Below are 21,593 nucleotides of genomic sequence, written 5' to 3'. Positions count from 1 at the left end.
CTGTGCAGGGTTAATTGGCTCAGGCAGGGCTGGACTGTTCGCCGAAAGGCGGAATCAGGCCTGTTCTTCGCCGCCCTGACGGTCGAGCGGATCATGCTGGGTAAGGTCGTAAAAACCGCGCACGGCAAAGGGCAGGGGATAGTCGGTTACGTTTTCAAACCGGATGAAGCCCAGAGTCTTGCCGGGGGTGATGGACGAAAGAGGCGTCACGCCAAGCGGAATGGGCAGTTCAACAGGGCAGGCCGTTATGCATTCAATGCGGCTGCCGTAACGCCGGGAAAGATAGCTGACCACCGCGTCGCGTTCTTCGGCGGTGAAGGTTTCCAGCAGGGTGCGCTTCACGTCCTCTACATCACCGGGATTTGCGGGGTCCATGGGCGGTCCCACAAGGGTGTTCCAGTCGTAGGATGCGGCTTCTGCAAGATCCGGATCGCACCGGAATACGTGGGCTTCCACGTTGCGGCGGCCCTTGAAAGTGCGGATTGTGATGGAGATACTGTAAACCCTGTCGAGGGGAGTGCCCTCTTCGGCAGGGATGATATACGTTTGCATGCTTCCTCCGGAAGAGTTGGTTCTGCGGTTACCTTTACCTAGTCCATAATCATGCGGTCCGCAACCGGCTAAACCGGTTTTCCGTTTCTTAACAGCCCGCAATATCCGGCCTTTACCATGTATGTGCGGCAGGATACACTGGCGGGCGAGGTTCATATGCAAGAGAACATGTTCAAGCTCGTTACGAGCTTTACCCCGCAGGGCGACCAGCCTCAGGCCATAGCGGAACTGACCGCCAATTTGAATGCGGGCATCCGCGATCAGGTGCTGCTTGGTGCCACAGGCACCGGCAAAACCTTCACCGTGGCGCAGACCATTGCCGCAACACAACGCCCCGCATTGGTGCTTGCACCTAACAAAACCCTTGCCGCGCAGCTCTACAACGAATTCAAAGAACTTTTCCCGCATAATGCGGTTGAATATTTCGTCAGCTACTACGATTACTATCAGCCGGAAGCTTATGTTCCTTCCTCCGACACCTACATAGAGAAGGACTCTTCCATCAACGATAACATAGATAAGCTGCGTCATGCCGCCACGCATGCGCTGCTGACGCGGCGCGATGTCATCATCATCGCTTCGGTTTCGTGTATTTACGGCCTCGGTTCGCCGGAATATTACGCCAAGCTGGTCATTCCCGTGGAGACAGGGCAGCAGATAAGCATGGATTCCCTGATCGGGCGGCTTGTGGATGTGCAGTACGAGCGCAACGACTACGACTTTCACCGTGGCACCTTCCGTGTGCGCGGGGACGTGCTCGAAATCATTCCCGCCTATCACCATGAACGCGCTCTGCGGCTGGAATTTTTCGGCGACGAAATCGAATCCATGAGCGAGATAGACCCCATCACCGGCAACGTGCTCGGGTCGGTGGGCAAAACGGTCATCTATCCTGCCAGCCACTATGTCTCGGACCGCGACAACCTGAACCGCGCCGTGGGTGACATTCGTGTGGAACTGCAGCAACGGCTGGCGGAGTTCCGCGATACCAATCGTCTGGTGGAAGCCCAGCGCCTTGAGCAGCGCACCATGCTCGATCTCGAAATGGTCGAGGAAATGGGCTACTGCACGGGCATAGAAAACTACTCGCGGCATCTGGATAACCGCGAGGAGGGCTCTCCGCCTTCCTGTCTGCTCGACTATTTCCCCGACGACTTTGTGCTCTATGTGGACGAAAGCCACATAACCGTGTCGCAGGTCGGGGCCATGTTCAAGGGCGACCGTTCCCGAAAGCAGACGCTGGTGGATTTCGGCTTCCGCCTGCCTTCCGCGCTGGATAACCGGCCGCTGAACTTTGACGAATTTCTCGAACGCATCGGCCAGACCGTCTATGTTTCCGCAACGCCGGGCAAATGGGAGATGGAGCGTGCTCAGGGGCTGGTGGTGGAGCAGATCATCCGTCCCACCGGTCTTCTTGATCCGTTGGTGGAAGTGCGTCCGGTCAAGGGCCAGATGGACGACCTGCTCGGCGAGTGCAAGCAGCGGGCTGCCCGCGATGAGCGCGTGCTTGTGACCACCCTGACCAAGCGCATGGCCGAAGACCTGACAGAATACTTCAACAGCATGGGCACCGTTACCCGTTACCTGCACTCCGACATAGACACCATGGAGCGCATGGCCATTCTGCAGGCGCTGCGTCGCAAGGAATTTGATGTGCTCATCGGCATAAATCTTCTGCGCGAAGGGCTTGATATACCGGAAGTTTCTCTGGTAGCTATTCTTGATGCCGACAAGGAAGGCTTTTTGCGTTCCATGGGGTCTCTCATTCAGACCTTCGGACGAGCCGCACGAAACGTTGAAGGCCGCGTTATTCTGTATGCGGATGTCGTAACCCGCTCCATGCGGGCTGCCATGGAAGAAACCGCGCGCCGCCGGGAACGGCAGGAAGCGTTTAACACCGAGAACGGCATTACGCCCGCCACCATCCGCAAGAAGTTGGAAAGCTCTTTCGACTCTCTCTATTCTCCGGGTGATTCCAGAAAGGGTAAGGGCAGAGGCAAGGCGGGCGGACCCGCAATGCCGGCAGAGGATTGGGGACTTTCATCGGAAGACATTGGCAAGCGCATTCAGCAGTTTGAACGCGACATGCGCGAGGCGGCCAAGGAACTGGAATTCGAAAAGGCTGCGGAACTGCGCGACCGCATTCAGGTGCTGCGCCAGCGATTGCTGGCTGCGGACTAACAGGGCAAGGCTGTATGGGCTACAACGTCAGGAAAAGGACTCCCTTTCTCACGCGGGTGCTGCGCCTGCGTAACCAGCTTGGTTTCTTCTGGCCGCTGGTGATCAGCCAGTTGTCGCTGGTCACCGTTTCGCTGGGGGCCATCTATGGCTACATGCTCATAGAAGGCTGGAATTTCTGGGATTCATTCTACATGGTGGTTATCACGCTTTCCACCATCGGATTTGGTGAGGTGCATCCCCTGTCGCAGGAAGGGCGCGTGCTCACTACCTTCGTCATTCTGACCGGCGTGGGCAACTTCGCCTTCATCCTCGGTGCCTTTTCGCAGCTGCTTGTGGAAGGCAGACTTTTCAAACTTCTCGGGAGGCGCAGGGTGCTCAAGACCATCAGCAAGCTTCGCAACCATTGCATCATCTGCGGCTACGGGCGCATAGGCAGCGTTGTGGCACAGGAAATAATGGAAGAAGGCTACGACATCGTCGTCATAGAAAACGATCCCAAGACGCTGGAGCGCCTTGAGGAAGACGGCGTGCTGCATATCTCAGGCGATGCCACTTCAGACGAAGTGCTTGCGGAAGCGGGTATAAGTCACGCCAAGAGCCTTATCGCCAGCCTTTCCGAAGATTCCCAGAACGTCTATGTGGTGCTCAGCGCACGCCAGCTTAACAGGGACATCAATATCGTGGCCCGTGCCGGTGCGCAGGCGCATATGAGCAAGCTCAAGCTTGCCGGTGCCAATGTAGTGCTCATGCCCAACCGCATCGGCGGGGTGCGCATGGCGCAGTCGGTTCTTCGTCCTACCGTGACCAGCTTCATGGAACTGGCGCACAAGAAAACCTCGCAAGATATTCAGATGGAGGAACTCACCATTTCCGATACTTCGGAACTGGTGGGCAAGAATCTCATTGAATCGGGCATACGGCCGCGGTTCAACCTGATCATCATAGCCATCAAGAAGGTCGGGCAGGAAATGACCTTCAATCCGGAACCGAAGACCGTGCTGCACGCCGGAGATACCGTCATTGCCGTTGGCTCCACAAAGAGCTTCCAGCAATTTGAAGAAATTCTCTAACCCCGTTCATGCCATGCGGCTTGCTATAGTCATTCTGCATTACGGAAAAACGTCGCTGACGCGGCGTCTGCATGCGCAATTGCAGCAGTCCGACCCTGTTCTGGCGGAGCAGGTCTTTGTGCTAGACAACTGTGCGCCTGAACAGTATCCCGACGCATGGCTGAGAACGGATGAAAACCTGTATTGGGCCGGAGCCTTGCAGCTTGCCCTGCAGAAGATGGATGCGGCAGGCTACACCCATGTCTGGTTTCTGAATAACGATGTGCTCTTTGCCAGCACGCCGCCGTTCATCAAGCGGGCTGAAGGCAGGCTGAAGCGGCTGAACACCGTACTCGGGGGCAGGGGCGTGGGCGTGTATGCACCGGCAGTGCTCAGCAATCCCTATCATCCGCAGATGGTCCGCAAGGAAGGCATGCAGTATCGCACTGTCACCTATGTGGACGGCATTGCCCCGCTCATCAGCGTGGATTGCTGGCGGGAGCTCGGCGGTGTGGACAGTGCGGGCAACCCCTACGGCTACGGCGTGGATGTGTGGTTCTCGCTGTGTGCGCATGAAGCGGGCTGGCATGTGGTTGTGGACCACGAGGTGGCCGTGAAGCATATCTATCACTCCACGGCGCGGGAAATTTCCGGATTCATGCAGACTGCCGCTCTTGCGGAGCAGTCCTATCTTGCCGCCCGCCTCGGGGTGGATTACAAAACGCGGATGGATTCCCTGAAGCAGGACTGGCAGGATCACGCCGGGCTGTAGCCTTGCGCTGCGGCAGAACCGGCAATACGCAAAATTTCATGGGTCGTACGCGGAGCTGGCTTCCGGCGTGCGGTCATCTTTTACGATAAGCAGACAGGACAAGGTTACGAGTGACTACTTCCGATTCCGTTTCCGGCATGGCCGGTTCCTCCCTTTCTTCTGATGCTGCCGAACGTGCTGCGCAACTGCGCAAGCTGCTGCAGCATCACAACTACCGCTATTACGTGCTGGATGATCCGGAAGTAACGGATGCAGAATACGATATTCTGTTCCGCGAGTTGCGTGCGCTGGAAGAGGCGCACCCCGAACTGGCAACGCCGGATTCCCCCACCCGCAAGGTAGGCGGCGAGGTGATGTCCGAGCTGGAATCGCGCTCCCATACTCTGCGCATGTACAGCCTCGACAACGCCTTCAGTGCTGAGGAGTTCAACGACTTTGTGCAGCGTATAGTGCGCCTTGAGCCGCAGGCCGATATGCAATTCTGGGTGGACCCCAAGATGGACGGTCTTGCCATGGAACTCATCTATGAAAACGGTGTGTTCACGGCGGCCCTGACGCGCGGCGATGGCGAAACAGGTGAAGTGGTGACGCATACCATGCGCACCGTGGACAATCTGCCGCTCCGGCTGCGCGATGAAGCCGGTGTGGTGCCTGCCCGCCTTGAAGTGCGCGGCGAAGTGGTGATGAGCCGCAAGGACTTTGCCGCCATGAACGCCCGTCAGCGCAAAGAGGGGGGCAAACTGTTCGCCAATCCCCGCAACGCTGCAGCGGGCTCCGTGCGGCAGCTCGATTCCCGCGTTGCAGCTTCGCGTCCTCTCATGTTTCTTGCCTACGGTGTGGGCGTGGTGGAATGGGCAGACGGTGCTTCCCGCTGGAATTCACAGCAGGAAATCATGGAAGGGCTCGGCCACCTCGGTTTTCAGACACCGCCGGAGACGCGCCTGTGTACCGGTCCCGAAGAAGTGCTGGCGCATTTCGACATGCTCGGTGCCAAGCGTGACGAGCTTCCCTTCGAGATTGACGGCATGGTGGCCAAGCTGAACGATCTTGCCCTGCAGAGGGCGCTTGGCTTTACGGCCCGTTTTCCCCGCTGGGCCATAGCCTTCAAGTTCCCCGCGCAGCAGGCCCGTACCCGTCTGCTGGATATCCAGATTCAGGTGGGGCGCACAGGTGTGCTGACTCCGGTTGCGCATCTTGAACCAGTGGAGGTGGGCGGTGTTGTCGTCTCCCGTGCCACCCTGCACAATGAAGACGAAATCCGCGCCAAGGACCTGATGATCAACGACATGGTGATCATCCAGCGTGCGGGTGACGTGATACCTGAAGTGGTCCGCGCCGTAGCCGAAGAACGCACGGGCGAAGAACTTGTTTTCGACTTTCCCGCCGAGTGCCCCGTGTGTGGCTCCAGGGCTTCACGCGAAGAGGGCGAGGCTGCGTGGCGGTGCATGAACATGGCCTGTCCTGCTGTTGTGCGGCAGTCCATTATCCACTTTGTCTCCAAGGCCGGTCTTGATGTGCAGGGCGTGGGCAAGAAGTGGATAGAGCAGCTTGTGGACCGTGGCGTGGTGAAGACCCCTGTGGACCTCTTTGCACTGACCAGATTACAGCTCATGGGCTTTGAGCGCATGGGTCCCAAGCTGGCGCAAAATTTTGTGGATGCCTTTGCCATGGTGAAGACTTCCGCGACCTTGCCCCGCCTTATCTGCGCGCTCGGCATTCGCCATGTGGGCGAGCAGACTGCACGGGTGCTGGCGAACCATTTTCATACTCTCGATGCCCTGAAGGGTGCCATCACCGAGGAACTGACCGCCCTGCCGGACGTGGGGCCGGAAGTGGCCGCCTCCATCCGCTCGTTCTTTGCCAACGAAGGGAACATTGCCCTTCTGGAGCAGTTCCGCACCATCGGCCTGTGGCCCGTGCAGGAAGAAGCGGCAGCACCGGCCCCAGGAGATCACCCTCTGGCCGGAAAGCGCATGGTGTTCACGGGAACCCTGCCCACGCTCAAGCGTTCGGCCGCGCAGAAGATGGCGGAAGAGGTGGGAGCCTTGATCGCGGGCAGCGTATCCGCCAAGGTGGATTACGTAGTTGCCGGTGACGATGCGGGCAGCAAGCTTGCCAAGGCGCAGCAACTCGGCGTTGCCGTGATCTCGGAAGAGGAATTTCTGCGTCTTCACGCAGCTGTCGGCGCGGTGTCTGAAGGGACTGGTGCGGAAGAAATCAGCGCAAACGAAATCGACACAAGTGAAATCGTTACCGGCGAAATAGGTGCGGAAGAAATCAGTACGGACGATTCCGGTGACGACGAGACCGGTACGGACGGAGTTTCTGCGCACGAAACAGGACAAGGCGAAGCCGAACCTGTTGAAGCTGGTGAAGACGAAGCACAAGGTGATTCCGGAGAACCGGTTGAAACATCAGCCGGAGATGACGTAGAACCCCTTGTCGGGGCGCATCCAGAACCGTCTGCCCCTGATTCCGGCGCAGTACCCGATTCCGGTCCTGAACTTGGTGCAACGGATGCTTCCGCGTCTGTAAGCACTTCAGATGCTCCAGAGCAAGTCAAGCCGAAGAAGGACGCCTCTGCAAAGGGGATAAAGAAAGATCAGCACAGCCTTATCTGACGGAAGCGCCCCATTGCAGGGCGGTTCCAAAGTGATTCGGCAGCACGTATACGACGGGCGGGAGCTTTCCCATCTGTCGCAGGCCATAAAAACAGAGACGTTGTGAGCAGCAAGGAGAGCGTATGAGCGTATTAGTGATCGTTATGGGTGCCAATGGCCGTATGGGTAACACCATTGCCAATATGGTGCAGGCAAGTGACAAGCATACGCTGGCAGCCGTGGTGGAACGCCCCGGCAACACGCAGCGTCTGGATTCATGGGGATGTCTTGTGGGCACCGATCTTGATGAAGTGCTGCCCAAGGTTCCTGGCGGTGTGGTCATCGACTTTACCGCGCCCGAGGCAAGCCTTGCCCATGCGGAAGCCGCAGCCCGCCACGGCAACCCCATTGTCATAGGCACCACCGGCCTGAACGATGAGCAAAAGGCCCGTCTGGCAGAAATTGCCAAGATTACCCGCGTGTTCTGGTCGCCCAACATGAGCGTAGGCGTGAATGTGCTGCTCAAGGTGCTGCCCGATCTGGTGAAGCATCTGGGCGAACTGTACGATCTTGAAATGGTGGAGCTGCACCACAACAAGAAGAAAGACTCCCCCAGCGGTACCGCTATCCGCCTTGCTGAATGCCTTGCGGAAGCACGCGGCTGGAACCTGAAGGATGTTGCCAACTATCACCGCGAGGGCATCATCGGCGAGCGCCCCAAAGAAGAGATCGGCGTGCAGACCATTCGCGGCGGCGACGTGGTGGGCGTGCACACCGTCTACTGCATGGGCCCCGGCGAACGTATCGAGGTGACACATCAGGCCCATTCCCGCGAGACCTTCGCAGCCGGTTCTCTGCGTGCCGCTCAGTGGATTGAGCAGCAGCAGCCCGGCAAGCTCTATTCCATGTCGGACATTTTCTAATGCGTATCGCTCTGCTGCAGTGCAATCCGGTTGTGGGAGATGTGGTGGGCAATGTCCGCCGCATCCGGGAAGCCGTTGAATCCGCGGCAAGTCAGGGTGCAGACCTGTGTGTCACTCCCGAGCTTGCGGTGTGCGGGTATCCTCCCCGCGATCTGCTGTTCCGCGAATATTTTGCGGAAGCCTGCTGGGCTGCCCTTGAGGGACTGGCAGAAGAGCTGGCTGCGGCGGCAACGCCCATGCCCGCCGTGCTCATAGGCACCCCCGTGCGCAACGCCGAGCCGGTGGGGAACGGAGTATTCAACAGTGCCGTGCTGCTGGATGGCGGCACGGTAACTGTTGTTGCCAACAAGACTTTGCTGCCCACCTACGATGTATTTGATGAACGCAGATACTTTGAACCGGGCAGGGGCTGCGGGCGTGTGGTAGTGGCGGGCAGACGCATCGGCGTGACCATCTGCGAGGATGTGTGGAACGACAAGAGCTTCTGGACTGACCACAGGTTTTACGACACCGACCCCGTGGCGGAATTGCTGGACGGCAGCGTGGACCTGCTGGTGAACCTTTCCGCATCGCCGTTCTCGCTTGGCAAGCAGGCCATACGGGAGAAGATGCTATCTTCCCTGTCCGCCCGCCATGGCGTGCCGGTGGTGTATGCGAATCAGGTCGGCGGCAATGACGACCTTGTCTTTGCAGGCAAGAGCATGGCCTTTGACCATATGGGCAGGCTGATTGCCCGCGGGCTCGGCTTTGCCGAAGATGTGGTGTTGGCTGATCCCTTTGCCGGAACCGGTATAGTGCATGAAGACGATGCCGCGCCGGAAGCACAGGCGTGGCAGGCCCTTGTTTTGGGTACCCGTGACTATGCCCGCAAGTGCGGTTTTTCCAAGGTGGTTCTGGGCCTTTCCGGCGGTATAGATTCCGCCCTTGTGGCCGCTGTTGCGGCAGAAGCTCTCGGGCCGGACAACGTGCTCGGTGTGCTCATGCCGTCGCCGTATTCCAGCAAGGGCAGTGTGGATGATTCGCTGGAGCTGGGGCGCAGCCTTGGCATACGCACCGAGATCATTCCCATTGAACCCATGATGCGTGCCTTTGACTCCGCGCTTGAACCGGTGTTTGCGGGCAGGCAGCCTGATGTGACGGAAGAGAATATCCAGTCGCGCATCCGTGGCAATCTGCTCATGGGCATTTCGAACAAGCTTGGTGCCATGTTGCTGACCACGGGGAACAAGTCGGAACTGTCCGTGGGCTATTGCACCATCTACGGCGACATGGCTGGCGGACTTGCCGTTATTTCAGACGTACCCAAGACCCTTGTGTGGTCCATTTCGCGTTGGTTGAATAAGACCAAGGGCAGGGAAGTGATTCCTGTCGCCATCATCGACAAAATCCCCTCTGCGGAACTGCGGCCTGACCAGAAAGATACGGACAGCCTGCCCGAGTACGAAGTGCTGGACGCCATTCTCAAGGCCTATATTGAAGAACGGCACAGCCGCGCGGCTCTGCTCGCCAAGGGATTTGCTCATGCGGATGTGGACAGGGTGCTGCACCTTGTGCGTATTTCCGAGTTCAAACGCCGTCAGGCACCGCCCGGAATCAAGATAACTGACCGGGCCTTTGGTACCGGCTGGCGCATGCCCGTTGCCTGCAGAGTGAATCTGCCGGAAGGGTTGATGTAGCTGGTTGTTTTCGGGCCATCATGTTTGAATAAGAAAACCGGAAGCTTTGGCTTCCGGTTTTAGAATGCCGAAAAAGAGATTTTTGGTATTTTTGGCTCCGCCGGGCAGGAACCTAACGTTCCTGCACCTCGTATCAGCGATGAAAATCCGTTTTTGCACCTCTGTTCCGGCTTAACGGGGCTGCGGTTCTACTGAAAACAAAGGTTTGTCATTACCCTGAACCGGAAGCTTTGGCTTCCGGTTTTTTTATGTATGACAAGAGAGCCAGCCAATTATGCAAAATGGGAAATAAGCAGCCAGAGCAATGCGGCAGCGGCAACGGAAGCTGCCGCGAGCATCTTCTTGCTGTCCAGCCGTGGCATGCTGACGAAGCGTTCGCCGACGCGTGTGGGGCGCTCGCGGTATACTGCGGCGGGCAGTGACTTAATGTATCGCTTGAACTTCAGGCGTTCTAAATAGGGTCGCAGTCCTGCGGGGGGAGCGGTCTTTGCTGTTTCCGGCTGCGGAAAGAGCATGTCGAGAATGTGCATGGTCTTCATGTGTATGCCAAGGTAGTTGGCACATCCTGCGCAGTAGGTGACGACGGTTTTGCCCTGCGCCTCTCTGCTGCGCGCTTCTCCCCATGCTAGAGCCAGATCGTTGGCGCGCATAGCCACTGTGCCGCCTTCTCCGCAGCACAGGGTTTTCTTCCTGTTGTGGCGCATTTCGACAATCGCAATGCCCTTACTGTCGAGAAGCGCCCGTACGGCATCATGGGTTCCGCTTTCATCACGCAGGGGGCAGGGGTCGTGCACCGTGACGGTCATGTCTGCACCAGCCTCCGCAACCGAATCCACAGTCGGGGCGGCAGCGTCGGGCAAGGTGCCGGATTGTGTAATCGCATCGGGCAGCCCGTTTTCATGCAGGAACTCGTATACGGTCCTTACCCGGATCGCCGGAGCGTATTGGCTGAATACCTTGTGGCAGTTGGGGCAGGCCACCAGTACCGTGCGAACGCCGTGGCTCATCAGAAAATTGAGTAATTCTCCGAACATGGTTTCAAAGTGGTCCTGCCTGCCAAGGTCGTGCGATGGCTTGTTGCAGCAGTCCAGCACTATGCCTGCGGCGGGAATAGTGCGGCGTATGCGCGCAAACAGTTCGGCGGTGGCGTGGGGGTGCTTGCCCGGAAGCGTGCAGCCGGGAAAGAAGATGGTGTCGCACCCTTCAGGCAGGCTGTAGCAGCTGAAAAAGGGGGAATTGCCGAGCTTTTCATAGCCAAGAATAGGCTTGTAACGCGGCAGCAGCGTTTCACCTGCGGCGGTGGATTCCCTGCGGAGCGCCAGAAACATAGCGGCGGGGTCAGCTTTGTCCGGACATATGGTGGTGCACAGGCCGCATAAGCTGCATTCGAACGCAAGGTCGCGTATCTTTTGCGGGTTGGCGGTGTAGGCATCGGCAAGGGCTTTGGGGGTGCCGTGGCGGTCCAGAAATGCACATTGGCGCACGCAGGCCATGCATTCGGAACAGTCGGCCGAAACGGCTGCAGCGGTGGCGGCAGCTTCCGGAAGCACAGGCCAAGTGACCTGGCCGAAATGGCCGGATCGGGCAATGCTGCCGGTGCCGTGGGGCAAAGAGGTCTGTGGCTGTTTTTTCATGGTTCGTCTGGATGAGCTGTGTGTTGTTGGCTATTGCTCCAGACTGCACCTATACCGCAAGCCGGAGGCATGTCAAAGGAGCCGGTAGAGGTATAGCTGTACGTAATGACATGTCGTTTTTTGTATCCGCAGCGCTGATCTGGTTCGCGCAGAGCTGACAATGTGCGTGACATGCCTCGTCAATTGTCGGGGCTCACCATGGATTGGCTGCGAACATCCGCCCTGCGCGGATAATTTCCATCTTCGCAATAGGCGCAGCGCCCGTCGTGGCAAGAACCAGCCCTGCGCGAGTCATTGTGTTACCAGACTCGTATTACACAGAAGCACAAAAGCCCCTGCCCGGAAACATCAGGGCAGGGGCTTTTGCAATCTCTGCTGATCAGTTTTCAAGCCGCGTGTACTGGCTGTAGTAGGCTGCGGTTTCCCCTATGTCCGTGATGCGCGCCTCGATAATGGGGTTTGCGCTGTTGCCGAACTTCATCCACCCGCCGCGGCGGATGATGATGCACTCGGGGTGCAGCCCCACTATGATTTCCACCTGAACCTCTATGCGCCCCTTGGGGGTTGCAAGGTAGATGGGTTTGTTACTGTCGAGCGTACCCAGAACCGGAATGCCGGGATTAACCCATACGGTGGGTTTGGCGCTCTGTTCTTTTTCCGGCATCTGCGAGTGCAGGTATTCCTTGTGCACCAGCGACATGAGCCGCAGGGGATAGCCTTTGGGAGGCAGCGGTTCGGTGTGCAGCGCATCGGGCAGGCGGTATTTTCCGTCCGGATGCGCGAACTCGTAGTCTTCCCACGCTACGGGAGGGTGCTCGGCAACGGCAAAACCCTGCTCGCGCATTTCTTCCAGCGTGGTGGAAAGGTGAGGCACATCAATCGCCATGCGCAATACCTCTTCTCGGGTGGGGGCAGCAATGTCCAGCCGCGAGGCAAGGTCGGTCATGATGTCGAAATCGTGCTGTGACTGTCCGGCGGGTGTGAAGACGGGAGCGGAATACTGCACGCAGTTGTGCAGGCAGGAACCCAGAATCTCTTCGCGTTCATGGTTCAGGGCGCAAGGCAGGATGATGTCTGCGCGCAGGGCCGTGTCCGTCATGAACGCATCCACAACCACCTTGAATTCGATGGAATCCATGGCCTTGATGTTGGTGGCCGCGTCCGGTGTCTGGTTGACGAAGTTGCTGCCATCCGCCCACAGGAACTTGATGGGGGGTGTTGCTTCGAGAATCTCCTTGCCGATGGCGGGCAGCAGCAGTCGGCGGGCGGGAGTGCCCGCATTGTCTGCCCAGTCCGTATTCAGGTTGCGGCCGGAGGAAATGTTGAAATATACGCCGCCGCCCTTGCGTCCCACCTGGCCGGAAAGATACGCCAGCGCGTTGATGAACCGGACGTTTTCTCCGCCGTATACATGGCGTTGAATCCCCCAGCCGATGATGCTGGCAACGGGCTTCATGTCGATATTGGCGTAGGTGTTGGCAAGCAGCTGCAGGTCGTCCGGAGAGCAGTCGCAGGCGTTGAGCAGGCTATCTTCATCCTGCGCGGCGATAAGCTCTTTGAACTCGTTCCAATTGGAAGACTTGAGCAGGGCGGTGGATGAGGCATAGCCACGGACAAGTAGCTTGCGGATGACTGCGGCCGCGAGAAAGCGGTCCGTGCCGGGACGGATTCTGATGACGGTGTCTGAAAAATCTGCGTTTCCGTCGCCACCTGGGGAAATGGTGATGACCTTTCTTCCGTTCTTGCGGGCCTCGCGGATCAGCTGGCCAATATGCAGCGAGGAGCGGGACAGGTCCTTGCCCCAGTTGATGATATATCCGGCATTGAGCAGATCGAAGGGATCGTTATGATGCAGGGCGCCAAAATCCATGATGCTGGCTTCTATGCCCGCATCGTCGCACAATGCCCCCCGCGTGGTGCTGGCACCAAGGCTGCGGAACAGAAAGCGGCTGGCTTCGGCCAGCGCACCGCGATACCCGTGCGAGCGTATGTGCAGAATGGAGGCGGGCGTGTCCCGCAGCACCTTCAGTTTGTCCGCAATGCGGTCAAGGGCGGTATTCCAGTCCGTGGGAACGAATTCACCGTTCACCTTCATAAGCGGCGCGGTAATGCGCTCCGGGCTGGTCAGGCGTTCATATGCCTTGCGGCCTTTCACGCAGATGAAGCCTCTGGTGAAGGGGTGTTCCGGGTTGCCGGTGATGGAAACACTGCCGTCTTCCCTGCGGTCTATGACAACGGAACAGGCATCGGGACAATCGAGTGTGCAGGCGGAAATGTACTTCATGGTCAACCTTTGATGCAGATGAGAGGAACGGCCCGTGCAACGCGCCGGGCGAGTCCTGCCTTTTCCGTGGCCTCGACCACGGCGTTGATATTCTTGTAAGCTTCCGGCGCTTCTTCCGCAATACTCCGCATGTCGGAAGTGCGAATCGTAATACCCATGCGGTCCAGCACGGCAAGCATATCCTTGCCATGTATGGTTTTGCGGGCCGTGGTGCGGCTCATGGACCTGCCCGCTCCGTGATTCGCCGAGCAGAAGCTCTTGGCGGAATCAGTGCAGCCTGCAAGGATATACGATGGTGTGCCCATGCTGCCCCCGACGATGACCGGCTGGCCCACGGAGCGGCAAAATGCTGGCAGCTCGGGGTGTCCCGGTCCGAAAGCGCGTGTGGCTCCCTTGCGGTGCACATGGAGCAGGCGTTTTTTGCCGTTCACCACGTGTTGCTCTTCCTTGCAAGTATTGTGCGACACGTCATAGATCATCCTGAGCCGGGAGTGGGAATAGCACTCGGCAAATACGCCGCGCGCCAGATGGGTCAGTACCTGCCGGTTGGCGAGGGCGCAGTTTATGCCCGCGCGCATGGCTCCCAGATACTCCTGCCCGAGATCTGAAAAAATGGGAGCACAGGCCAGCTCTTTTTCGGGCAGAGTAATGCCGAAATAGTCTGCTTTGTCCGCCATGCGGGGGAGGAAATCCGTGCCTATCTGGTGGCCCAGCCCGCGTGAACCGCAGTGTATGGAGAGCAGAATGTCGTCAACGGCAATGCCGAAGGCCTGTGCTGCCGTGGCATCATATATGTCGGTAACGCGCTGCACTTCCATATAGTGGTTGCCGGAGCCGAGTGTACCCAGCTGGTCCATGAACCGTTTCTTGGCTTCTGCCGAAACGAATTCGGGGCGTGCCCCGCGCATGAAACCTCCTTCTTCGGTATGGTCCAGATCGGCCTGTGTGCCATAGCCGTGCGCCACGGCCCATTTGGCGCCGCCGGTGAGCATGGCTTCAAGCGAGACACTGGTGAGGGGAATTGCCCCTCCGGTACCCACGCCGCAGGGAATGCTGCGGAAGAGAGCGTCCGCGAGCTGCGTGCGTTTGCCGAGCACATCGTCCGGTGTGAGCCCCGTTACCAGCGTGCGGACGCCGCAGGCAATGTCAAAGCCCACGCCCCCTGCACAGATGACGCCGCCCGCGTCAGGATCAAAGGCCGCAACCCCGCCAATGGGAAAACCGTATCCGCTGTGGGCATCCGGCATGACCATGCTGGCAGTTACTATGCCGGGCAGGGTGGCCACGTTGCAGGCCTGCCGTAGTGTGGCGGAATCCAGCGTGGCACGGACGGCATCGGTGGCAAAGACATGACAGGGCACGCGCATGGGGGATTGCTGCGGAATCTGCCATTCGGCATCCGACTGGCGGATCAGCTGTATGTCCTTGAACAGGGCAGGGGCTGTCTTGTGCTGTGCGTGGTGTTTCTTTTTGGCCATACCGTGTGCGCTTCAGATTTGATACCTGGGGTTTGATACTGAGGTTTGATACCGGAGTTTTTATGCCGGAGTGTTGCTGCCGGAATACTGTCTGCGCGAAGCCGATACCATGTCCGTGTGTGGTGAACAGGTTACGCGTCTTCAAGGACAGCACAGGCCTAACGCAAAGAGGCCGGTAAAACCGGCCTCTGAAGGTGCTTAGTTCGCGTACAGCTTTTCGCCCGGTACGATCGGAATGTTGTGCTTCTGCAGAATTTCCAGCGCCTGATCGGTGCGGTCGAAGCGGAAGATGAGCGTTGCGTTCTCTCCGCCCTTCTGTACGAAGGCATACATGTATTCCACGTTCACGCCGTTGGCGCTGAGGGTGGAAAGAATGTGGTTCAGCCCGCCGGGCTTGTCGTCCACTTCCACGGCAACAACGGTGGTGCGGCCAACGGTGAAGCCGTTGTCCTTGAGCACGGACTTGGCGCGTTCATGATCGCTGACAATGAGGCGCAGGATGCCGAAGTCGGAAGTGTCTGCCAGAGACAGAGCGCGGATATTGATGTTTGCGTCTGTGAGTGTGCGGGTCACTTCTGCCAGACGGCCCGCCTTGTTTTCCAGAAATACTGAGATTTGTTCAACTTTCATGGTGCGACCTCTTCTTGGTATACGTGCCACCACGTGATAACGGGTGTTTCGTGCGTTATGTCTTGTACCACCAGCCACGCATGATGACAAGACGAGGTTGCATATGGATGCCCTGTGATTGTTCACATTTTCACACTGTTCCGGCTTGCATCGCATGCTATAACGGGTATATTGATCGTCTGACCAGTACCATCCGGACGGAGTTTGGTGCTCCGGCTCCGGAATGGACGGACAAGCGATCGCATTTCAGAAGGAAGGAAACCAGCATGTCGGATACCCCGTCGAATGCTCATCCGGCCCTTGTGGCCGGAACCATGAATTTCGGGTTTATGAAGGCGGAGAGCGCTCCGCCGAACGGACGGGATGTCGCAGTGATAGGTGCCGGGCCTTCCGGCCTTGCAACGGCAGGGTATCTTGCCTGCCTTGGCTATCAGGTGCATGTGTACGACAAACTGCCCAAGCCGGGCGGGTTGATGGTATTCGGCATTCCCAGCCACAGAATTCCCGCAGACCGTATTCAGCGTGGCGTGCGCGACCTTGAGCGCCGCCTTGGTGTTGTGTTCCGTACCAATACGAAGGTTTGTTGCAGTGCTCCCATGCATGAAGAGGAAGGGGACCACTTTGCCTGTGATATCCTGAGTCTCAACGACCTTGTGGATAACTATGATGCCGTGATGATCTGTTCCGGCTCATGGAAGTCGCGCAAGCTCGGCATTGCGGGCGAGAATCTCAAGGGCGTGTATTCGGGGCTTGAATTCCTGTTCCCCATCCGCGCGATCAAATACGCATCCACCAACGTTTCAGTGCCGGATGTGAAGGACAAGGTTGTTGCCGTGATCGGTGCCGGACATTCCGCCGTGGACGTGGTGGATTCCGCCATATCCCTCGGTGCCGCCAAGGTGCATCTTGTGTACCGCAAGACCGTGCGCGAGGCTCCCTGCGGCAGTTTTGAAATAGACCGCATGCGCGAGATGGGTTGCGAGTGGATGGAACGCTGCACCCCTGTTGCCGTACACGGCGAGGACCGGGTGCAGGCTCTGGAAGTGGCCAACGGCATTACCGGAGAAAACGTGGTGCTGCCTGTGGATGTGGTTGTCGGGGCCATAGGTGAAATTCCCACGCCTCCGTTCCAGAAGGAGCTGGGGCTTGAGAATGTACGCAGGGGCGAAGTGCGCTGGCTGAACATGACGGCCATAGACAATGTGTTTGTGGCGGGGGATGTGCTCTCCGGCCCCAGCAAGATAGGCAAGGCTGTCTATAGCGGGCTTCGGGCCGCACGCTCATTGTCCAACTGGCTGGACCTGAAGGCGCAGCACCGCGAAGACGAATACAATTTCGAAGCAGACAAGATGACCCGCTAGCATGTTGCGGATACAGAATACCGGAGGCAATGATGCTTGAGGGTACCAGAACTCTTCACATAGATTATTCAAAGTGCATTGGCTGCGAAACCTGCGAAGCCGTGTGCAAGTTCCTGTATGATACGCCGCGTATCACCATGACACGCACGACGGAGGGGATAATGATTCCCCTGTATTGCAAGCATTGCGAAAAGGCAGCCTGCATGAACGTGTGCAGCAGGGGAGCGCTCAACCGCGACCGTGACGGCGCAGTGGTGCTGCAGCCCATGCTGTGCCGCGGCTGCGAGACCCGCAACTGCGTCATGGCCTGCCCCTATGCGGCTTTTTTTGCCACCTGCAGCGGCGTTGCCGTTGCCAAGTGCGACTTGTGCGCCTCGCGCCGCGCCATCGGCCTTGGTCCTGCCTGTGTGGATATGTGCCCCTGCGGCGCCATTCTCTATGTAGACCGAGACGAGATTGCCAAGCTGGAAACGACGGAATCGCAAAAGGCGCACCAGCGGGTTATGGATCATATCCGCCCGCCACGCTGCGGCAAGGAATGATTGCGCAGTATCAGAAAACAGAAAAGGCCCGTCATGTGGCGGGCTTTTATACTGCTGACAAAGACCTTTCTGTTATTTGCTCCGCAGGGCAGGAACCTAACGTTCCTGCACCTCGTATACGCCGATGAAAATCCGTTTTTCGGATCTCAGTTCCGGCTTAACGGGAATGCGGCTTTACTGCAAACGAAGGTTTGTCATTAACGTAAAAGGCCCGTCATATGACGGGCCTTTTGTATTGCATAAGCGGCATTGTTACATCTGCGGCAGGTCGTTGAACTTGGGCATCTGGGGCTTGGTAGCCACCTTGGCGTCCACGGTCAGTTCCAGCTTGCCGTCTGCAACCTTGACATCATAGTGGGTGATAACGCGCATGTCATTGGGATGCATGAGCTTCTTCTGGCGGATCATTTCTTCCACAATGCCTTCAAGGGCTTCCTGCGCATCGGTGGAAAGGTTGAAGCGGCCAAGAGAGTTCTTCAGGTTGGCCGACCAGCGGTCCTTGGTGAGAAATGCGGCGTTCCATGCGAACACGCCCAGACCCACTGCGTTGTCTTCACCGTTCAGTGCCTGCGATTCCTGCAGAAGCGGACGGCAGAACGTGAGGACGGCATCAGCTATGTCCTGAGCGCCGGAAGTTTTGCGTTCCTTGATGGCCTGAATGCGTTTTTTCAACTTCTTCTGCTGCTTGGCTGTATCAGACATGTCGTTTCCTTGTTCGTCCGTTAATATGCGATATGAATATGACGTGCTGCGGGTTTTAGGTGGTTTTTGCCGCAAGTGCAAGTCCTGCGTGGAATGCGAAGGTACTGGGCTGCATGAGCGGTAAGAGCTGTGCAGGGTATCAATATGGCAGGGTTGATGTATTCATCATCGTTTTTGCCCGCAGAATATGCGACCAGACCGGACCAGACCAGATTAAATCAGACCCGATTAGACTCGATCGGACCAGATCGGATCGGGAACCGGATAGGGCTAAACGGGATAGGGTCGGCCCCAAACCGGACAGAGCATGAAAAAAGCCGCGGCACAGGCCGCGGCTTTGAACGTCATGTGGGTGCCGGTTACACTTCAAAGAGCATTTCAAGGTCAGAACGGGTGAGCGATTTCCATGAATCCTGTCCGGGGATAATGGCATCTGCAACGCCCTTTTTCATTTCCTGCAGCTTGAGGATCTTTTCTTCCACGGTGTTGGAGCAGATCATCTTGTACGAGAACACCTGCGAGGTCTGGCCTATGCGGTGCGCGCGGTCGGTTGCCTGGTCTTCCACAGCGGGGTTCCACCACGGGTCGTAGTGGATGACGTAGTCGGCACTGGTCAGGTTCAGACCCGTTCCGCCTGCCTTGAGGGAGATAAGGAAGATGGGAATGTCCTTGTTGTTGTTGAACCTGTCCACCTGATCGAACCGGTCTTTCGAGGTACCGTCAAGATAGGCGAAGGGCATCTCCGAGATCTGCAGCCATGAGCGGATGATGTGCAGCATGGACACGAACTGCGAGAACACGAGCACCTTGTGGCCTTCTTCCACCACTTCCGTGATCATGTCCTTGAAGGCGTCGAACTTGCCGGAGGGCAGGTTCGTGGAGAATCCGGGCATCTCCAGCTTGAGCAGGCGCGGGTGGCAGCAGATCTGACGCAGCTTGAGCAGGGCGTCCAGAATGGACATCTGGCTCTTGGCCATGCCCTTTTCGTCCACGTCGTTCAGCACCTGCTGGCGCAGCTTGGTTGCCAGTGCGGCATACAGCTCCGCCTGTTCGTCGGCGAGGGCGCAGTACTGGATGTTCTCGATCTTGGGTGGCAGGTCTTTTGCCACTTCAGACTTGGTACGGCGCAGAATGAACGGTTTGACGCGGTTGCGCAGGTAGTCGAGCGTATCGGCATCGCCATCCTTGATGGGTTTGATAATGCCGCGCTGGAAGGAATGCTGCGAACCGAGGAAGCCGGGCATGAGGAATTCGAACAGCGACCAGAGCTCGAACAGGTTGTTTTCGATGGGCGTACCGGAAAGGCACAGGCGCTGTTTAGCCTGAATCTTGCGCACGGAACGCGCCGTAATGGTGTTCGGGTTCTTGATATTCTGGGCTTCGTCAAGAATGATGGAGTTGAATTCGTAGTTCTGCAGTTCTTCAAGGTCGCGTCGGAGCAGAGCATACGTCGTGATGACGAGATGCGATTCTTCGATTTGCTTGAACATGTTTTCGCGGCGGGTGCCGTAGATGATCAGGCGTTTCAGGCCGGGAACAAACTTTTCCGCTTCACGATCCCAGTTGGGCAGAACGGACGTGGGCACGACGATGAGGTTGGGACCGTCGGACCCGGTTTCCACCATGTGCTGGATGAATGAAAGGGTCTGGATGGTTTTACCAAGACCCATTTCGTCAGCAAGAATGCCGCCGAACCCGTATTCGCGCAGGAAACTGAGGTAGCTCAGGCCCTGCGCCTGATAATTGCGCAGGGTGGCATGCAGCCCGTTGGGCGCACTGAGCTGCTTGATTTCCTGGAAGGAATGGATTTTCTCGCGCAGACTGTTCCAGAACGGGTCCGTGTGCACGTCGGGCAGGTCTTCCAGAATATTGTCCAGCGCAGGGGCTTCGAACTGTTCGAAGCGGTCCTTCGGGGGTTTTTCTGCGTCAAGGCCCATGGCGCGCAGCTTGTGGGCGATTTTTTCCAGCCACGATTCAGGCAGGCTGGTGTAAGAGCCGTCCTTGAGCTGCACATAGCGCTTGCCCTGCACCCATGCCTTCCAGATGGTGTCGATAGGCACTCGCTGCCCGTCGTATTCCACCTCGATTTCCAGCGAGAACCACTTTTCATCCTCGTTGGATTCCACCGTGGCGGTAATGGCGGGCGTGGTAAGACGCACTTTGTACTTGGACAGGGCCTTCTCGCCATAGACGCGATACTGCTCGACCAGCTTGGGGTAGGCATCCAGAAGGAAGGTGATGGCTTCTTCCGGTTCAAGGAACCACACCCTGTTGTTTCTGGGCTGAAAATTCATGGAGAGCAGCAGATCGGTCAGGTTCGCTTCTTCTTCCTGCATGCGGCGGATAAGATAGGTGCTGCCTTCAAAAGAGTAGCTGCCGGTCATGAAGCTGGGGTTGGGGCCGGGCAGCAGGAATTCACCGTGCACGGTCTCATAGAGGTTCTGAATCTCGAGCGTGAGCAGAGAACCTTCTTCGTCGAGGAACAGTTTGGGATTGTACGTGGCAGGAATGAAAATGGGTTCCATGTGCTTGAGGAACTCTTCCTGTCCGAACAGGTCCGTGGCGGGCAGCTGCGTCCAGACGCGGTCAAGGAATTCGGGAATGTCTTCCTTCTCGATCACGGGAGGCTGCAGGGCCAGATCCTGAACCAGTGAGGAGTTCAGGCTGGTATAAACGGGGTAAAATCCCTTGTTCCAGCATACCCATAGGGGAATCTGCCCGTGGAAGGTCACTTCGCTGTCCACGATGGACTGGGGAGGTTTGCCCTCGCTGCGGATCATCACGTCGAAGGTCAGGCCTTCTTCAGTGAGCTGAGGCTTGAGCTTGAGATCCATTGTGCCGATTTCAACACGGCAGGGAGAGTCGGTATCCTTCCAGAAAAGATAGTATTCACGGCGCACGGTCCACAGGAACCACGTGAGCAGTCCGTCCGGAACCTCCACACGGTGGCCGAAATAGTCGTTGTAGCGTCCGATCTGCTGTGCAACGATAGGCAGTTTGGGCGACAGTTCACACCAGTCGGGATTCTCGATGATCTGTTCCAGCGTCACTTCGTTGTGTACGGTGGAAAGGCCCGATTTGTTCTGACGCGCACGGAAAAAGGATACCTGCAGGCGGCCCGGTTCGGGATGGAAACGGTATATCAGGTAATGACGGCCTGCCTCGGGCTCTATGTCGGTAGAGAAAAATGCGCGGAAGTTCTGTCGCCA

Annotated in this window: 15 protein-coding genes; 8 read left to right on the top strand and 7 right to left on the bottom strand. The window is 57.7% G+C overall.

Annotation, left to right across the window (positions count from 1 at the left end):
- Positions 1 to 54: 54 nt before the first annotated feature.
- Positions 55 to 552: a hypothetical protein gene (locus HUV30_RS12405; RefSeq protein ID WP_174405750.1), complete on the bottom strand. Its 498-nt coding sequence runs from the start codon at positions 550 to 552 to the stop codon at positions 55 to 57.
- A 156-nt stretch (positions 553 to 708) separates the two neighbouring features.
- Between HUV30_RS12405 and uvrB the strand changes: the two genes are divergently transcribed.
- The 6 genes from uvrB to HUV30_RS12375 all read left to right on the top strand — a co-directional run bounded on the left by uvrB (position 709) and on the right by HUV30_RS12375 (position 9,753).
- Positions 709 to 2,733 (top strand): excinuclease ABC subunit UvrB, encoded by a 2,025-nt coding sequence (uvrB, locus tag HUV30_RS12400; protein WP_174405749.1) that lies wholly within the window; start codon positions 709 to 711, stop codon positions 2,731 to 2,733.
- Between the two features lie 14 nt (positions 2,734 to 2,747).
- Positions 2,748 to 3,803 (top strand): potassium channel family protein, encoded by a 1,056-nt coding sequence (locus HUV30_RS12395; RefSeq protein ID WP_174405748.1) that lies wholly within the window; start codon positions 2,748 to 2,750, stop codon positions 3,801 to 3,803.
- Positions 3,787 to 4,554, top strand: coding sequence for a glycosyltransferase family 2 protein (locus HUV30_RS12390; protein WP_308481218.1), 768 nt, complete (start codon positions 3,787 to 3,789; stop codon positions 4,552 to 4,554). Before HUV30_RS12395 ends, HUV30_RS12390 begins: the two co-directional genes overlap by 17 nt.
- A 137-nt stretch (positions 4,555 to 4,691) precedes the next feature.
- Complete coding sequence (gene ligA, locus HUV30_RS12385; RefSeq protein WP_205245234.1) at positions 4,692 to 7,175, top strand: NAD-dependent DNA ligase LigA; 2,484 nt, start codon at positions 4,692 to 4,694, stop codon at positions 7,173 to 7,175.
- Between the two features lie 122 nt (positions 7,176 to 7,297).
- Positions 7,298 to 8,077, top strand: a complete 780-nt coding sequence (gene dapB, locus HUV30_RS12380) for a 4-hydroxy-tetrahydrodipicolinate reductase (RefSeq protein ID WP_174405747.1) — start codon at positions 7,298 to 7,300, stop codon at positions 8,075 to 8,077.
- Positions 8,077 to 9,753 carry an NAD+ synthase gene (locus HUV30_RS12375; RefSeq protein ID WP_174405746.1) on the top strand — a complete coding sequence of 559 codons (1,677 nt, stop codon included), beginning with the start codon at positions 8,077 to 8,079 and terminating at the stop codon, positions 9,751 to 9,753. Before dapB ends, HUV30_RS12375 begins: the two co-directional genes overlap by 1 nt.
- A gap of 272 nt (positions 9,754 to 10,025) precedes the next feature.
- Here the strand turns inward: HUV30_RS12375 and HUV30_RS12370 are convergent, their stop codons facing one another.
- From HUV30_RS12370 to HUV30_RS12355, 4 genes are all read right to left on the bottom strand, one after another.
- Positions 10,026 to 11,387, bottom strand: a complete 1,362-nt coding sequence (locus HUV30_RS12370; RefSeq protein WP_174405745.1) for a (Fe-S)-binding protein — start codon at positions 11,385 to 11,387, stop codon at positions 10,026 to 10,028.
- A 379-nt stretch (positions 11,388 to 11,766) separates the two neighbouring features.
- On the bottom strand, positions 11,767 to 13,671 hold the full coding sequence (locus HUV30_RS12365) for a molybdopterin-dependent oxidoreductase (RefSeq protein WP_174405744.1): 1,905 nt from the start codon (positions 13,669 to 13,671) through the stop codon (positions 11,767 to 11,769).
- A 2-nt stretch (positions 13,672 to 13,673) separates the two neighbouring features.
- Positions 13,674 to 15,149, bottom strand: a complete 1,476-nt coding sequence (locus HUV30_RS12360; RefSeq protein WP_174405743.1) for an RtcB family protein — start codon at positions 15,147 to 15,149, stop codon at positions 13,674 to 13,676.
- Between the two features lie 198 nt (positions 15,150 to 15,347).
- Complete coding sequence (locus HUV30_RS12355) at positions 15,348 to 15,779, bottom strand: ACT domain-containing protein (RefSeq protein ID WP_174405742.1); 432 nt, start codon at positions 15,777 to 15,779, stop codon at positions 15,348 to 15,350.
- A 302-nt stretch (positions 15,780 to 16,081) separates the two neighbouring features.
- On the opposite strand from HUV30_RS12355, the gene HUV30_RS12350 reads away from it, so the two are divergent.
- Together HUV30_RS12350 and HUV30_RS12345 are read left to right on the top strand one after the other, a co-directional pair.
- Complete coding sequence (locus HUV30_RS12350) at positions 16,082 to 17,140, top strand: FAD-dependent oxidoreductase (RefSeq protein WP_174406188.1); 1,059 nt, start codon at positions 16,082 to 16,084, stop codon at positions 17,138 to 17,140.
- 29 nt (positions 17,141 to 17,169) lie between these two features.
- A complete protein-coding gene (locus tag HUV30_RS12345; protein WP_174405741.1) occupies positions 17,170 to 17,682 on the top strand; it encodes a 4Fe-4S dicluster domain-containing protein in 513 nt (170 codons plus the stop codon).
- 252 nt (positions 17,683 to 17,934) lie between these two features.
- On the opposite strand, the gene HUV30_RS12340 is transcribed toward HUV30_RS12345, so the two are convergent.
- On the bottom strand, positions 17,935 to 18,384 hold the full coding sequence (locus tag HUV30_RS12340; protein WP_174405740.1) for a hypothetical protein: 450 nt from the start codon (positions 18,382 to 18,384) through the stop codon (positions 17,935 to 17,937).
- Between the two features lie 359 nt (positions 18,385 to 18,743).
- Positions 18,744 to 21,593 (bottom strand): DEAD/DEAH box helicase (locus tag HUV30_RS12335; RefSeq protein ID WP_174405739.1); only part of this gene is annotated, 2,850 nt, incomplete at its 5' end.

It is taken from the genome of Desulfovibrio subterraneus, assembly GCF_013340285.1.
GTDB lineage: Bacteria > Desulfobacterota > Desulfovibrionia > Desulfovibrionales > Desulfovibrionaceae > Halodesulfovibrio > Halodesulfovibrio subterraneus.
The sequence above is the reverse complement of the archived record's forward strand: the minus strand, read 5'-3'. Positions and strand labels throughout refer to the sequence as shown.